We start from the raw sequence: 15769 nt of genomic DNA, 5'->3' as shown, positions 1-15769 counted from the left end.
GCTGATTTTAAACGGACGCCGGCAGAGGCGCCGGAAATTGGAGAGAGCCATGACCGACAGTGTAAAGGCCGGAAAAGCGGGCGCTTCCGCGGTGCTGGATCAAGGCCCAGCCGCGCCTCCTCCGCGCCAGGCGCTTTCGTCCATCTTCATCGTCATGACGGAAGCTTTCGAAGGTCAGGAGGATGAATTCAACGACTGGTACACCAATATCCACTGCCATGACACGATGCGCCTGCAGGGCAGCGTGGCGGTGCAACGGTGGAAACTCTCGCCCTATCAGCTCCGCTATAATGCCCGGCACTTCGGGCCTGAACAACGCTGGCTGTGCATCTATGAACTGAACGACACGCAACAGAATATCGACGATCATATCGAGCAATGCTTCAGCGATCGCATGCCGATAACCTCGGCGCAGCGCATCGACAAGGCGGAAGACTTCTATTATGTCCCCGCGCTATCGGGAAAGACAGCGGTCGAATCCTATGACTCGCGCAATGGCGACGTCCTGCTCATCCGCATGAATGTGAAGAAGGGCAAGGAAGGCGAGTTCATAAAATGGTATCGTGAGGACTATCTGCCGCGGACCTTGCGGCTTACGGGATTTATCGCCGGAGACCTCTACAAGGCGGCCGATATCCAGTTGATCGATGCCGTGCCCCGTTATGAGTTTTCCGCCGTCTACCATATTGCCGATCCCATGGTCGCAGTCGAAAGCCTAGACAGCCATCTGGCGCAGGCGAGTACGATACTCGACTGTCCCTTCGTCGAGCCCGACAGCATCGGCATCGCCTGCTACACGGCGATCACCAACCGTTTCACGGCCGAACAGGCCCATAACCTGCCGCCGGCCCAGAAGGCGCTGGAGGACGCGTTCAGGGCCAATATGGGCAATCGTCGCCACATGGCGGAGTCGCCCGACGGACTGAAGATCAAGCGCTGAAAAGGACGAAACCGGGCAGGACGTGGGCAGCCGTGCCCTACCGTTCAGTCGCAGCAGGTCTGAAGGATCAAGCAAGATGGCGGACGACGGAGAGAGCAGGGTAGCGGCCCTGCGTCGGGATTTGCAGCGCGCGATGAGCGACCAGGTCGGCTTCGGCCGGCCCGACAGCCTCTATGCCGAACTTCGGGAGATCGACCCGGTGTCGGAGGCCAATGGCATACGCGTGGCGACCCGCTTCGAGGATGTCCTGACCGGATATCGCGACCAGTGCTTCAGCCGCCACAGGCAGGCGGTGGCCGAAGCCCTGGCCCATGGGGCAGGCAACGCGCGGGACGAGACGCTGAAACTGGCCTGGGAAGCATCGACCGCGATGTTGATCAACGCGGACGGGCCCGACCACAAGCGGCTGCGCCAGATATTGGAAGTCGCGTTCAAGCCGACCCAGATACGGAAATGGGCGGAACGCATCCAGTCGATTACCGACGAACTGATAGCCAATGTAAGCGGCAGGAGAGAGTTCGACTTTCTGCGCGAACTGGCCTTTCTCCTGCCGGAGCGGGTGATCTGCGAACTGATGGGCGTTCCGCTGGAAGATCACGGTCTGTGGGGCAAATGGACCGCGGATATCGTCGCCGCCGCCCGGACGCATGAACCGTGCCCCGCCACGATGAAGGCGGTCGAGGATGCGCATCGCAATTTTTTCCTCTATTTTCGTGACCTTGTCCGGCAAAGGCGCGCGAACATGGGGGATGACCTGGTTTCCCTCCTGATCCGCGCCGAAAGCGAGGGCGATCGGCTGAGCGAGGTCGAACTGCTGGGCACGTTGCAGATGCTGATAGAGGCGGGCCATGAAACGACAGGCAATCTGATCGCCAATGGCATGTACGAATTGCTGCGGCATCCCGACCAATATGCGCTGCTGCGCGACCGGCCCGAACTGACCGACGCCGCGGTCGAGGAAATGCTGCGTTATTGCAGCCCCGCCCAATGGTCGCTTCCGCGCGAGCCGGTCGTTGATGTCGAACTGGGTGGCGTTCCGGTTCAGGCGGGCACGCCTGTCCTGCTGTCGCTGCTCGCCGCCAATCGGGATCCCTCCCTGTTCGACAAGCCCGACAGCTTTGATATTCAGCGCAATCCGAACCGCCATCTGGCCTTTGCCGGCGGGCCGCATTTCTGTCTCGGCAACCAGCTCGCGCGCACGGAAGCGCGCATCATGTTCCGTGGTATCATGACGAGATTGCCGGTGCTTGAACTCGCCGAGGAACCAAGGCTTCGCGACGCATTTGTGCGGGGTTATGACAGCCTCCGCGTCCGCGTGACTTAAGTTTTGGGGCAGCCTTCGGCGTTCTGCAAGGAAAGGGGGCGGGCCTGAGTGGTCCGCCCCATTTTTTCAGGGATCAGGGGAGGCGATAGGCGATGACATAGTCGCCCACCTGGGTTCCCATGCCGGCATGTCCCCCGGCCGCGACCACCACATACTGCCTTTTGCTGGCGGGCGAATAATAGGTCATCGGGGTAGCCTGTCCGCCGGCCGGAAGGCGGCTGCGCCATAGCTCGCGGCCGGTCGCGCTTTCATAGGCCCTCAGGTAACGGTCCTGCGCGGCGGCGATGAAGAAGATCCCGCTGGAGAGCGCAACCGATCCGCCGGTATTGAACACGCCGATCGGAAGCGGAAGTCCCACTTTCATGCCGAGTGGCCCGGTATCGCTGGATGTCCCGAAGGGATGCTGCCAGAGGATCTTGCGGGTCTTGAGGTCAATCGCGCTGATCCGGCCCCATGGCGGCTGGATGCAGGGGACGAACAGGGGGGACAGGAAGGGAACGGCCTGCGCGGCATAGGGAGTCCCTACTTGCGGCAGCCCGGCCTCCGCGCCGCTCTTCGTTTCCGGCGATCCACGGCTGGCCTGGCCAGCTCCGGTCGAATTGGGTGCTCGGCTAAGGCCCATGGCGTTCGCCTTGGCGCGGGGAATGAGGGTCGTCTTGAATGGCGTGTGGCTGGTGTTCACGATAAGAATGCCGCGTTGCCGGTCGATGGTGACGCCGCCCCAACTGACTACGCCGGCACTTCCGGGATAGGATATGGTTCCCTGCGTCGATGGCGGCGTGAGCGGGCCTTCATAGCGTAGCTGGCGATATTTGATCCGGCAGACGAGCTGGTCGATCGGCGTCATCCCCCATGCCGACGCTTCGGTCAGTCGTGGCCCGACAAGGCTTGGCATGCCCACGGAATAGGGCTGCGTCGGCGCCGTGAAATCTCCCGGTACGGCGCCGCCGGGTGCTGGACGTTCCTCGACGCGGGTCAGCGGCTTGCCCGTCAAACGGTCCAGCACGAACAATTCCCCCCTTTTCGTCGGTTGGACGAGCGCCGGGACAGTGGCGCTGCCCATCGGGAAATCGACCAGGCTGGGTTGTGCGGGCAGATCCTGATCCCACAGATCGTGGTGAATGGTCTGGAACCTCCAGCGCAACTGGCCGGTCCGCGTATCCAGCGCCACCAGGGCGCTGCCGAACTGTTCCATCACCGGCTTGCGTCCTCCGCCGAAAAAGTCCGGCGTGGGATTGCCCAGGGGCACGAACAGCAGGTTGTTTTGCGCATCCGCCGTCAGTGGCGCCCAGGAATTGGGCGTGCCGCGCGCATAATCGCCCGCCTGGGGATCCGCGCCATTGATTGCAGCGCGATCGCCAGCGCCCAGATCCCATGCCCAGGCGAGCTTTCCGCTGACGGCATCGAACGCCCTGATCACGCCGGATGGTTCGCCCACCTCTGCCCCGTCCATGACGTTGGCGCCGACGATCACCTTGTCGCCGACGACCAGTGGCGCAGAGGTGGTGAAATAATAGCCCGGACGAACGCGGCCGAGGCCTTTTTTGAGATCGACGCGTCCCCCCTCACCAAAGCCGGAACAGGGACGTCCGCTCACGGCGTCCAGCGCCTGCAGGCCGCCGTCGACGACCGGGGAGAAGATGCGCTGCCGGCATTCGCCGCTGCCCGCTTGATTGTCGGCGGTGGCATAATAGGCGACGCCACGGCATGCCTTCAGCGGAGACCAGCCATAGCTGACCTTGGGGTCGTACATCCACAATCGCCGGCCGGTCGTCGCATCGATGGCGTGAACCTGCGTATGCGCGGTGCACAGGAACAGGCGGTTGCCGACCTGCAGCGGCGTCGTTTCAAAGGTCCAGGCGGTCTGCGCATCATTGGGGCCGGGCAGGTCGCCTGTTCGATAGACCCAGGCCCGCTCCAGCCTGCCCACATTGGCGCCGTCGATCTGCCCGAGCGTCGAAAAGCGGCTTGCGCCGAGATCGCCGCCATAGGTCGCCCAGTCCGATGCCGCCTGTGCGACAGGCGGCATCGAGCCGTCGTCCGGATTGGGCAGGCGCATCGTGACGGTCCAGGTCATGGCGCCAAGCAGCAGGACCAGAACGGTTCCAACAGCAAGCCGGCGCGCGCCGAACCGGCGCCACAGCCATGGCAGCGCCATGCCGGCGGCAAGGAAAAGGGGTGCACCCAACCGAGCGAATAGCGGCCAGAAGGCAGGGCCCGCTTCTGCCCAAGCCCATATCGCCGTTCCGGCGAGAAAAACCGCATAGAGCAGATAGCCGGAGGGCCGTCGGCGGAACAGCATCACTGCACTGGCCAGCAGCGGAAGGCTCGACACCGCATAATAAGGCGATCCGCCCAGTTGCAGCAGCCTCAGTCCCCCGATGAGGAAGAACAACCCTGTCAGAAGCAGGATCGTGGCTGACGCATAGGGCCGGTTGGGGATGCGGTGATGGGGCGCCGGCTTTTCCGACATCGTCTCTCTCCTGTTGGCGACACCGCCAATTGGGTCTGTGGGATGACGGGAGCCCGCATCACATCGTCCATTGGGACGTCGCGCCATCCGCAAGTTCGGGCACCGCTGACGGTCGACAAGGAGAGGAGACGATGATGTCCACCACTGTCCCGATGACGGAAAGAAACCTGGCGCATGCCGAAGCGATCCGGATGCTGAAGGCGCGCTATTTCAGGAATATGGACCAGCGGGATTGGGAAGCCATGATCGACGTTTTTGTCGATGACGCCGTCATGGACATGCGATCGGAAATGGCGGCGCTGGCGCATGCAGGATTGGCGGTGGACCCGCAAGCTGGGCTCATCGAAGGGCGACCGGCGATCCTGCAAGCGATGTCGAGCGCGCTTGTGGGAACGATCACCGTCCATCATGGGCATATGGGCGAGATCGATATTCTGTCAGATAACGAGGCAGAGGGAATATGGCCGATGCGGGACGTCATCCTGATGCCGCAGGGCAGTCCGGTGCGGCAGCTGCGCGGTTATGGGCATTATCATGAACGCTATCGGCGTGTGGCGGAGGGGGAATGGCGGATCGCCCATCTGAGGCTCAGCCGCCTGTTGATCGAATGGATTTAAGACGGATCGACATTCAGCCCTGACGGCCTGCAAATGGCGACTTTCCGTGCTTCCGGTGCTCACGTACCGGAAGTACGCTGCGCGCCGGGTCACGAAAAATCACCATTTTCGGCTCGTCATCATCTGAATGTCGATCCGTCTTAGGCAGGCGACCGCATCGCCCCGCCATTCCCCCCGAGATCGGGTTTCAGATGCCGCCCATGCAGATATATTTGATCTCCAGATAATCCTCGATCCCATATTTCGACCCTTCACGGCCCAGCCCGCTTTCCTTGACACCGCCAAAAGGGGCGACTTCGGTCGAAATAAGGCCCGTGTTCACGCCGACGATGCCATATTCGAGCGCCTCTGCCACGCGCCACACCTTGCCCAGATCGCGGGCAAAGAAATAGGCGGCCAGGCCGAAACAGGTGTCGTTCGCCATGCGCACGACCTCCGCTTCGTCGCGGAACCGGAAAACCGGAGCCAATGGCGCGAAAGTCTCGTCCTTCGCCACCAGCATGTCGCTGGTCATACCCGTCATGATCGTGGGTTCGAAGAAGCTGCCGCCAAGGTCAGACCGGCCTCCCCCCGCTACCAGAGTGGCCCCTTTCGCGAGTGCGTCGCCGATATGGCTTTCGATCTTCGCCACGGCGCCCTCGTTGATGAGGGGGCCGATCGTGACCCCCTCGTCAAACCCGTTGCCCATCCTGAGGCCGCCCACCGCCTTGGCCAGCCGCTCGACAAAGGCGTCGTGGATGCCGTCCTGCACGTAGAGCCGGTTGGCGCACACGCAGGTCTGGCCCGCGTTGCGGAACTTGGACTGCATCGCGCCGGCAACCGCGGCATCCAGATCGGCATCGTCGAACACGATGAAGGGGGCATTGCCGCCCAGTTCCAGGCTGAGCTTGGTGATATGCTGCGCTGCGTTGGCCATGAGGTCGCGACCGATTTCTGTCGACCCGGTAAAGCTGATCTTCCGCACCAGGGGGTTCGAACAGAATGTGTCGCTGATTTCCCCGGCATTGCCGGTGATGCAGGACAGGATGCCGGGGGGAATCCCTGCTTCCTCCGCCAGACGGCAGAGCGCAAAGGCGGTCAGCGGCGTGGCGCTGGCCGGCTTGATGATCATCGGGCATCCCGCCGCGAGGGCCGGTCCCGCCTTGCGCGTGATCATGGCTGCTGGGAAGTTCCACGGCGTGATCGCAGCCGTCACGCCGATCGGCTGCTTGACGACCAGCAGGCGCATCCCCTTGTCATGCGCGGGGATCACGTCGCCATAGGCGCGCTTTCCTTCTTCCGCGAACCATTCGATGAAGCTGGCCGCATAGACCACCTCGCCGCGCGCCTCCGCCATCGGTTTGCCCTGTTCGGCAGTCATGATCGCCGCAAGGTCTTCGGTATTGGCGATGATGAGGTCGAACCAGCGGCGCAGGATCGCGGCACGGTCCTTGGCGGTTCGGGCTGCCCAGGCGGGCATGGCCTGTGCGGCGGCCTCTATGGCGCGCGTGGTTTCGGCATGGCCAAAACGCGGCACGTTCGCAATCACCTCCCCGGTCGCGGGATTGCGCACGGCGATCTTTGCCTCGCTGTCCATCCATTGCCCTCCGATCAGGCAGCGTTCTTCCAGCAATTGCGGGCGCTTTAAATTGTAAATGGCCATGAGGCGGTCCTTCTGCGGGAGTCGGATGGAGCGAGGCGTCAGCTTTGCCCTATTCCGGGGAACCCTCGCTTATCCATCGTCCGGTTGGACCATGTTCTCCACGGTCCCTGCGGCTAGAGCCGGGGAAAGGCAGTCAGCGGCCTTTGGCGGGTTCTGTCATCGAAGTACCCGCCGGCCAGGTTGGGCCTGAAGGATAATGGGGCGTGCGCCGGATGGTCCGGTGGGTTTAGTACAGGAAGATCATGATGCCAAAAGTGACGTTCAAGAGCCATCAGGGGGACGTGCGGGAGGTGGACGTCGCTGCTGGGCGCTCGCTGATGCTGGCCGCGACGATCAACGGTGTTCCGGGCATCGATGCGGATTGCGGCGGCACGCTTTCCTGCGCGACCTGCCATGTCTATGTCGATCCGCAGTGGATCGACCGGCTGCCGGCCATGGATGACGTCGAGAACGATCTGCTGGAGAACACCGCCTGCGAAAGGACCGGAAACAGTCGCCTGTCCTGCCAGATCATCGTGACCGATGAACTGGAAGGGCTGAGCGTCGAGGTTCCGGAACGTCAGTTCTGACATGAGCGGGCTGCTTATTGTCGGCGGCTCCTATGCCGGGCTGAACATCGCGGCATCGGCGCGGCAGCATGGCTTCGACGGCGCGATCACAATGCTGACCGAAGAGGCGTTTCTGCCCTACCACCGGCCGCCGCTTTCGAAGGGATATCTGACCGGCGCGGTCGACGCCGAAAGCCTGCCGCTGCGCGGAGAGGTCTTTTATCGCGACAATCAGGTGGACGTCGTCTTCGGCGCGCGTGCCGAGCATGTCGAGCCGGAAGGCCGTGTCGTCACGACCAAGGGGACGTTCGGGTTCGACAAGCTGGCCTTCGCCACAGGAACGCAGGCGCGCCGCATACCGCTGGCCGGAGCCGATCTGGACGGTGTCGTGACGCTGCGCTCGCTCGCTGACGCCAACCATATTCGCGAGAAGCTGGAGCAGACGTCGTCGGTCGTGATCATCGGCGGCGGTTTCATCGGGCTGGAGCTCGCCGCGTCGCTCGCCAAGGCGGGAAAGCCCGTGACGGTACTGGAAGGGTTGCCACGGGTGATGGCGCGGGTGACCGGGCCCGTGATCTCGAATTTCGTCGAGCGCAGGTTCGCGGCTGAAGGCGTCCGCATATTGACCGCGACAGGCGTGGAGCGGATCGAAGGGGACCAGGGCAAGGTCACGGGAGTGCGGGACAGCCATGATGTGGTCCATGCTGCAGATCTCGTCGTGATGGCGGTGGGCGCGGTGCCCAATACGGGGCTGGCAGAGCCGCTTGGCCTCGCCAGCGGGCAGGGGATCCATGTCGACAGCTGCGGTCGGACGGCCAATGCCGCGATGTTCGCGGCGGGCGACTGCGCATTCGGCATGAACCTGTTCGCGGGGCGCGACATGCGCCTGGAATCGGTGCAGAATGCGACCGACCTTGGCAAGGCTGCCGGCGCGGCCATCGCCGGCAGGACCATGCCCAACTTGTCCGTGCCCTGGTTCTGGTCGGATCAGTTCGACATGAAATTGCAGATGGTCGGCTTTTCCCAGGATGCGCAGCAGGAGGTTGTGCGCGGGTCGCTGGAAGACGGAAAATTCTCCGTTTTCTACCTGCGCGACGAGCGCGTCGTCGCGATCGAATCCGTCAATGCTGTGAGCGATCATGTGCTCGGTCGAAAGCTGCTGGCGGTCGACCATCGTGTGAGTGCGGCGATGCTAGCTGATCCGGCCTTCAACCCGCGGGATCTGATCGCGTCGAAGGTCGCCACAACCTGAAGCACGGGCATAGTCCGGTGGGACGTATGTCGCAGCCCCGGCAGGATTAAGATGATGGCGATCGGCGCCCTCCCTCAATCAGCGCCGGCCGGCCAGCCGGCCTCAGCGAGGGCGAGAGCCTGTCCCAATTGGTAATAAAAAAGAGCAGGAGCGAAGTCATGGCGGGCAATCGTGGTGTCGTTTATCTCGGACCGAACAATGTGGAAGTGATGGATATCGGCGATCCCAGAATGGAAACGCCGCAGGGACGCAAGATCGATCACGGCGTCATCCTGAAGGTCGTGTCCACCAACATCTGCGGATCCGATCAGCACATGGTGCGCGGACGTACGACGGCGCCGACCGGGCTGGTCCTGGGGCATGAAATCACCGGGGAAGTCGCAGAAGTCGGCAGCGGTGTCGAGTTCCTCAAAAAGGGCGACATCGTCTCCGTCCCGTTCAACGTGGCATGCGGCCGTTGCCGCACATGCAAGGAACAGGCGACGGGTGTCTGCCTGAACACCAATCCGGATCGCGCCGGCGCGGCTTATGGCTATGTCGACATGGGCGGATGGATCGGCGGGCAGGCCAATTATGTCATGGTGCCTTACGCCGACTTCAACCTGCTGAAATTTCCCGATCGTGACCAGGCGCTTGAGAAGATACGCGACCTGACCTGCCTGTCTGATATCCTGCCGACCGGGTTCCACGGCGCCGTCAATGCGGGCGTTGGTCCGGGTTCCACCGTCTATGTCGCGGGAGCGGGGCCGGTCGGGATGGCGGCTGCGGCGTCCTGCAATCTCCTTGGCGCCGCCTGCACCATCGTGGGCGACATGAACAAGGAGCGCCTGAAGCATGCCCGCGCCATGGGCTTCCAGACGGTCGACCTTTCCGAACATGCCGATCTGGGCGAACAGATTGCGCAGATCCTGGGCGTTCCTGAAGTGGATTGTGCCATCGACGCGGTCGGGTTCGAGGCAAGGGGGCATGGCGCCGATTCCGGTCATGAGGCGCCCGCCACGGTGTTGAACGCGCTGATGCAGGTGACCCGCGCGTCGGGACGGATCGGCATTCCCGGCCTTTATGTCACTGGTGATCCGGGCGGCGTCGACGAAGCGGCCAAGATCGGCAGCCTGTCGATCCGCTTCGGGCTGGGCTGGGCGAAGAGCCACGCCTTCTTCACCGGGCAGACGCCGGTGGTGAAATATAATCGCCAGCTCATGCAGGCGATCCTGTGGGACCGCCTGCCCATTGCCGACATCGTCAATGTCGAAGTGATCGGTCTGGATGAAGCACCGCGCGGCTATGAAGTATTTGACCATGGCGCGGCCAAAAAGTTCGTGATCGATCCCAATGGAATGGTGCCGAAGGCCGCCTGAAGGCGACCTTGACGGCTTATGGTTAGGCGTTTGCCGGAGGCATGTGAATGAACAGGGTAATCGATGTCGATGCCTCCGTCGCGGCCGTCGATGCGATTGGCGATCTTTTTCGCCAATCGATGCGGCGACTGGCCTCGGCAGTATCGATCGTGGCGTGCGAAAGCGACGGGGAGTGGTTCGGCCTCAGCGCGACATCGGTGACGTCCCTGTCGATGGAACCGCCGTCATTGCTGGTCTGCCTCAACCGGTCGGCGTCGCTGACGCCGATGCTGCACCAGGACAAGCCATTTTCGGTGAATCTCCTCGACCGCCGGCATCAGAATGTGTCCAATGCCTTCGGCAGTTCCAGCTTGCGGGCAGAGCGTTTTCGCGACGGGGGCTGGCAACTTTCGGAGCGGGGCGTGCCCGTGATGGCGGAAGCGATCGCGTCGATCGAATGCGACGTAGGGAAGCTGGTCGAATATGGGTCGCACATCATCGTCATCGGCGAAGTGCGTCATGTCCGGATTGGGGAGGGCGTGGACCCTCTGATCTACTGCAACGGAAAATATCAATGACCTCAACCAACAACGCTGCGTTCAGCGACGCCCTCTATGACGCGCTTCGCGGACGGCATACGATCAGCCCTCTTGTCGAGCAGCAGGCATCACTGACGATTGACGATGCCTATGCGATCAGCCTGGGATTTCTGCAGCGTCGTACGGCCGATGGCGAGCGTGTCGTGGGCAAGAAGATCGGTGTTACATCGAAGGCGGTGCAGGATATGCTGGGCGTGCACCAGCCTGACTTCGGCTTCCTGACGGACTGGATGCATGTGGAGGGGGATATCGATGTCGACGCCAAGGCGTTGATAGCCCCGCGCGCGGAAGCGGAAATCGCCTTCATACTGAAGGACAGGCTGAACGGCCCCGGCGTCACCCCTGCCGACGTGATCGCCGCGACGGAGGCGATAGCACCGTGTTTCGAGATCGTCGACAGCCGCATCAAGGACTGGAAGATCAGCATCGTCGACACGGTGGCGGACAATGCCAGTTGCGGCGTCTTCGTGCTGGGCGAGGCGCGAGCTGACCCGCGCGCCCATGATCTGCCCAACCTCCACGTCACCGTGACCAAGAATGGTGCGCCGCTTTCGGAAGGCTATGGCCATGCCGTGCAGGGCGATCCGGCCATGGCGGTGGCCTGGCTCGCCAATACGCTGGGCGCCTATGGCGTGACGCTGGAGGCGGGCGACGTGATCCTGTCGGGATCCGTTGTGCCGCTGGAGCCGGCGGCGAAGGGCGATCGTTTCGAAATGACGTTGCACGGCATCGGCACGTGCACAGCCAATTTCATCTGAAGGAAACATGATGGGCAAGGTCAAGGCGGCCATTATCGGATCGGGCAATATCGGCACCGACCTGATGATGAAGATGATCAAATATCCGCAGAATATGGAGCTGGCGGTCGTGGTCGGCATTGACGAGGCGTCGGAAGGCCTCGCCATGGCCCGCGAGCGCGGCGTTGCGACCACTCATGAAGGGCTGGAAGGCCTCAAGGCGATGGACGTCTATCCCGAGATCGGGATCGTCTTCGACGCGACTTCGGCCTATGCGCACAAGGTCCATGATGCGGCCCTGCGCGCCGACGGCAAGCAGGTGGTGGACCTCACCCCGGCTGCCATCGGTCCCTACACCATCCCGACAGTCAATGGCGAAGCCAATCTCGACGCGGGCAATGTGAACATGGTGACCTGCGGCGGACAGGCGACCATCCCGATGGTGGCCGCCGTCAGCCAGGTCGCGACCGTCCACTATGCCGAGATCGTGGCGTCCGTATCCTCGCGTTCGGCGGGCCCCGGCACGCGCGCCAATATCGACGAGTTCACCCGCACGACCGCGGGTGCGATCGAGAAGGTCGGCGGCGCTGCCCAGGGCAAGGCGATCATCATCCTCAATCCGGCCGAACCGCCGATGATCATGCGCGACACCGTCTTCACTCTGTCCGAGGGTGCCGACGAGGAAACCATCCGCGCCTCTGTCGAGGCCATGGTCAAGAAGGTCCAGGCCTATGTGCCCGGCTATCGCCTCAAGCAGGAGGTGCAGTTCGAGCGCTTTGGCGACAACAACAAGCTCAAGATCCCGGGGCGCGGCGAGTTCACCGGCATCAAGACGATGATCCTGCTCGAGGTCGAAGGAGCAGGTGATTATCTTCCCAGCTATTCGGGCAATCTCGACATCATGACCGCCGCCGCTAAGGCGACCGGCGAGCTGCTGGCGCAGCGCATTGCTGAAGGCAAGAAGGCGGCGGCCACCGGGTCGCTCGCCGAGACGGAGAATTAAGAGATGAGCGCGAAATTCAACGTCGAAGCGGGCGAGAAGCTGTACATTCAGGACGTCACCCTTCGCGATGGCATGCACGCGATCAGGCATATGTACGGCATCGATCATGTCAAGGCGATTGCCAAGGCGCTTGACGATGCCGGCGTGGACGCGATCGAGGTCGCCCATGGCGATGGCCTGAATGGCGCCAGCTTCAACTATGGCTTTGGCGCGCATACTGACTGGGAGTGGCTGGAGGCCGTCGCGTCGGTGCTGAACAGGTCCGTCCTCACCACCCTGATCCTCCCCGGCGTCGGCACGGTGGACGAACTGCGCCGCGCCTATGACATCGGCGTGCGATCGGTGCGGGTCGCCACCCATTGCACGGAGGCCGACGTCAGCAAGCAGCATATCGGCATCGCGCGCGATCTGGGCATGGACGTCTCGGGCTTCCTGATGATGAGCCACATGATCGATCCGGAAAAGCTGGCGGCGCAGGCAGTACTGATGGAAAGCTATGGCGCCCAGTGCGTCTACGTCACCGACAGCGGCGGCGCGCTCGACATGGATGGCGTCAAGGCGCGGCTGGAGGCCTATGACCGGGTATTGAAGCCCGAAACCCAGCGCGGCATCCACGCCCATCACAATCTCTCGTTGGGCGTGGCCAATTCGATCGTGGCCGCGCAATGCGGGGCGGTCCGCATCGACGCGTCGCTGACCGGCATGGGTGCGGGCGCTGGCAATGCGCCGCTCGAAGTGTTCGTCGCCGCGGCTGACCGCAAGGGCTGGAACCATGGCTGTGACGTCAACGCACTCATGGATGCGGCGGAAGATCTGGTTCGTCCCTTGCAGGACCGGCCAGTACGCGTCGATCGCGAAACGCTCGCGCTGGGCTATGCAGGGGTCTATTCCAGCTTCCTGCGCCACGCGGAAAAGGCGGCCGAAACCTATGGCCTGGACACCCGCACGATCCTGGTCGAACTCGGCCGTCGCAAGATGGTGGGTGGACAGGAGGACATGATCGTCGACGTTGCGCTGGACATGCTAAAGGAAAAGGCCTGATCCAGGGCGGGGCGGGGAGAGTCCCGCCCACCTGCAAGACGAAAAAATCCCCGGGAGAGGAAGTGTGGGTCTGGAGCAGGAGAGGAAGGAACTGGGAGCCCGTGAGGTTGTCCGTTTCCTGAAAGAGAGCGGATTCCGTCACATTTTCGGTCTTCCGGGAAGTTCGCTCGTATCGCTTTTGCAGGAACTGGCGGATTCTCCCGTCAAAGTGGTTCCGACGATCCATGAATCAGTGACGATCGCGGCGGCTGACGGCTATACGCGGGTGACCGGGGCCGGGGCGGCCTATATCTACATGGTGCCCGGCACGGCCAATGCTCTTGCCAATCTGTACAATGCCTGGCGCGACGAAAGTCCCATTCTGGTGCTGGCGTCCCAGCAGGCGGCCTGGGCCCGCACGCGTGAAGGCACGATCGGTGAGGGGGATCTTGTTCCCCTGGTCGCGCCCTTCTGCCGCCATGCCCGCGAACTCGCGCCGGGCATGCCGGTCTATCATCATCTGGCGGCCGCCAGTCGTGCGGCAAGAGGCGTACCGACAGGGCCGGCATTCGTCTCCCTGCCGGAAGATGTGCTGGAGGCTGATGGACCCGTCGTTTCTGTCCCCCGGACGGTCCGCCTGCCGTCAGGCGCGCCTGACATAAGCCTGCTTGCAGAGAAGCTGGCAAAGGCTCGCCGGCCCCTGATCGTCGCGGGCGGCCAGGTGCGGCGCCATGGCGGTGCGGATGCGCTGGCCGCGCTTGCCGAGCGCCATCAAATCGCGGTCGCGGCGGAGCCGGGCTTCAACGACAGGCTCGCCATATCGCCCGGCCATCCGAATTTCCTGGGAGGAATGACCGGACTCTACGGCAGCGTCGCAGAGGCGCAGGCGGATTTCGTGCTGGTGGTCGGGGGACGTTTCATTCCGGAGGGGCATCCGCGACCAAACCCCTATTTCCCAGCGGCCGAATTCGTCGCCCACGTCAATGCCGACCATGCCAAGCTGGAGGAAACAAGGGTCGCCCACTGGTCCTGCGCCTGCGATCCTTCGGCCTTGCTGGCCGCTCTGCTCCAGGCGGTGCCCGATGCCGATGATGCGCTGATGCGGCAGAGGCGCGCCTTCATCGACGAGGCGAAGGCGGCCCGATTGCCGCCCGGTAATCCCTTTGCCGAGACATTGGCATCCTATGGAACCGCACTTGGCGCGCTTCACGACGCGCTGGATCACGGCTGGGTGGTCGACGAAGCCGTCATGGGATCGGTTGCCCTTCTGGGAGCGCTGCGATCGGGCGATGGCGGACGATATATCGGGGCGACGGGGGGTTCGCTGGGCTGGGGAACCGGCGCGGCCGTGGGGGCTGCGCTGGGTTCGGGCGGGCCGGTTACCTGCGTGCTGGGGGACGGCGCGTTACGCTTTGGTCTCCACGGCCTCTGGACCGCCGTGGCGGAAAGATTGCCGATTACATTCGTGATCCTGGATAATGGCGGCTATGGGTCGACCCGCTATTTTTCCCGGGCTTATGCGGAACGCGCAAAGCCGGGTGGGGGACGCAACGCGCCCAGCTATGCCGGCATGGACTTTCGCGAAACCGGCGGTTCCCTGGCCGACCTGATCCGCGGCTTTGGCCTGCCATGCACCGGGCCGGTGGCTCCGCAGGACGCGCGCGAAGCATTGGAGGCGGCATGGCGTTCGGCGAAAGAAGGGCCAAACGCGATCATTATCAGCTTGCCGTTCGGTGATTAGGCCTGCATTCAGGCAGAGGTAAGGTCACCGCCATGGTGCGACGCAGAAGTGATCGGATGCTATGAGGATATTGGAAGGCTTTTACAGCATAGATTTTGACCCTGAGCTGAATATTGTCCGTCTTTCGTCTTATGGTTTCTGGACGCTTGAGGTCGTCGATCAATTTGCCCGGGACGTGAAGCACGTTCGGTCCATTGTCGGCGCTCACCATGATTGCCTGATGGACGGTTCCCTATGCGAAGTGCGCACGCCTGAGGTCGCCGATGCCCTGGCCCGTCTGGCGCAGAAGGAGGATCACGTGTTTCTGGGGCGAACGGCCATGGTCATGAGCTCCACCCTGCTCAAGATGCAGAACCGCCGTTTCCTGAAGGACGACCGCTTCGAATATTTCGATAATGAGGAGGCGGCCTTGCAATGGCTCGCTACGGGCGGGCCGGCCACCTGATCCGCCCCTCTCCAACGAGCAGAACAGCGATCGGATTTTGGATCAGATCGCTGTTCTGCATTTCTTGTTTTCCGTGATTTTAGGATCGCTC

Annotated in this window: 14 protein-coding genes; 12 read left to right on the top strand and 2 right to left on the bottom strand. The window is 62.9% G+C overall.

The genetic code is table 11. From position 1 onward, the window contains the following. Positions 1-49 precede the first annotated feature (49 nt). On the top strand, positions 50-940 hold the full coding sequence (locus MRBLSP13_RS02340; protein ID WP_363752444.1) for a hypothetical protein: 891 nt from the start codon (positions 50-52) through the stop codon (positions 938-940). A gap of 76 nt (positions 941-1016) precedes the next feature. After that, positions 1017-2264, top strand: coding sequence for a cytochrome P450 (locus MRBLSP13_RS02335; protein ID WP_363752441.1), 1248 nt, complete (start codon positions 1017-1019; stop codon positions 2262-2264). A 73-nt stretch (positions 2265-2337) separates the two neighbouring features. Here MRBLSP13_RS02335 and MRBLSP13_RS02330 read toward each other — a convergent pair whose 3' ends face one another. After that, positions 2338-4737 carry a membrane-bound PQQ-dependent dehydrogenase, glucose/quinate/shikimate family gene (locus MRBLSP13_RS02330; protein WP_363752438.1) on the bottom strand — a complete coding sequence of 800 codons (2400 nt, stop codon included), beginning with the start codon at positions 4735-4737 and terminating at the stop codon, positions 2338-2340. Positions 4738-4868: 131 nt separating this feature from the next. Here MRBLSP13_RS02330 and MRBLSP13_RS02325 point away from each other — a divergent pair, with 131 nt between their 5' ends. Continuing rightward, positions 4869-5354 carry a nuclear transport factor 2 family protein gene (locus MRBLSP13_RS02325; protein ID WP_363752435.1) on the top strand — a complete coding sequence of 162 codons (486 nt, stop codon included), beginning with the start codon at positions 4869-4871 and terminating at the stop codon, positions 5352-5354. A 187-nt stretch (positions 5355-5541) separates the two neighbouring features. Here the strand turns inward: MRBLSP13_RS02325 and MRBLSP13_RS02320 are convergent, their stop codons facing one another. After that, on the bottom strand, positions 5542-6996 hold the full coding sequence (locus MRBLSP13_RS02320; protein ID WP_363752432.1) for an NAD-dependent succinate-semialdehyde dehydrogenase: 1455 nt from the start codon (positions 6994-6996) through the stop codon (positions 5542-5544). Between the two features lie 242 nt (positions 6997-7238). On the opposite strand from MRBLSP13_RS02320, the gene MRBLSP13_RS02315 reads away from it, so the two are divergent. From MRBLSP13_RS02315 to MRBLSP13_RS02275, 9 genes are all read left to right on the top strand, one after another. Further along, on the top strand, positions 7239-7565 hold the full coding sequence (locus tag MRBLSP13_RS02315) for a 2Fe-2S iron-sulfur cluster-binding protein (RefSeq protein ID WP_363736482.1): 327 nt from the start codon (positions 7239-7241) through the stop codon (positions 7563-7565). Position 7566: 1 nt separating this feature from the next. Continuing rightward, on the top strand, positions 7567-8796 hold the full coding sequence (locus MRBLSP13_RS02310; protein WP_363736480.1) for an NAD(P)/FAD-dependent oxidoreductase: 1230 nt from the start codon (positions 7567-7569) through the stop codon (positions 8794-8796). A 158-nt stretch (positions 8797-8954) separates the two neighbouring features. Continuing rightward, the gene (gene fdhA / locus MRBLSP13_RS02305; RefSeq protein WP_363736478.1) at positions 8955-10154 is read left to right on the top strand and encodes a formaldehyde dehydrogenase, glutathione-independent; all 1200 of its coding nucleotides are present in this window, start codon (positions 8955-8957) and stop codon (positions 10152-10154) included. 47 nt (positions 10155-10201) lie between these two features. Beyond that, on the top strand, positions 10202-10711 hold the full coding sequence (locus MRBLSP13_RS02300; protein ID WP_363736476.1) for a flavin reductase family protein: 510 nt from the start codon (positions 10202-10204) through the stop codon (positions 10709-10711). Next, positions 10708-11490, top strand: coding sequence for a fumarylacetoacetate hydrolase family protein (locus MRBLSP13_RS02295; protein ID WP_363752429.1), 783 nt, complete (start codon positions 10708-10710; stop codon positions 11488-11490). Before MRBLSP13_RS02300 ends, MRBLSP13_RS02295 begins: the two co-directional genes overlap by 4 nt. A gap of 10 nt (positions 11491-11500) precedes the next feature. After that, complete coding sequence (locus tag MRBLSP13_RS02290) at positions 11501-12472, top strand: acetaldehyde dehydrogenase (acetylating) (protein WP_363736892.1); 972 nt, start codon at positions 11501-11503, stop codon at positions 12470-12472. Positions 12473-12475: 3 nt separating this feature from the next. After that, positions 12476-13513 (top strand): 4-hydroxy-2-oxovalerate aldolase, encoded by a 1038-nt coding sequence (gene dmpG / locus MRBLSP13_RS02285; RefSeq protein ID WP_133651455.1) that lies wholly within the window; start codon positions 12476-12478, stop codon positions 13511-13513. 64 nt (positions 13514-13577) lie between these two features. Continuing rightward, the gene (locus MRBLSP13_RS02280; protein WP_363752426.1) at positions 13578-15233 is read left to right on the top strand and encodes a thiamine pyrophosphate-binding protein; all 1656 of its coding nucleotides are present in this window, start codon (positions 13578-13580) and stop codon (positions 15231-15233) included. Between the two features lie 70 nt (positions 15234-15303). Further along, positions 15304-15678: a hypothetical protein gene (locus MRBLSP13_RS02275; RefSeq protein ID WP_363752424.1), complete on the top strand. Its 375-nt coding sequence runs from the start codon at positions 15304-15306 to the stop codon at positions 15676-15678. Positions 15679-15769 lie beyond the last annotated feature (91 nt).

Origin of the sequence: Sphingobium sp. LSP13-1-1.1 (assembly GCF_040676415.1) — a bacterium.
GTDB lineage: Bacteria > Pseudomonadota > Alphaproteobacteria > Sphingomonadales > Sphingomonadaceae > Sphingobium.
This window is presented reverse-complemented; position numbering and strand designations above follow the sequence as displayed.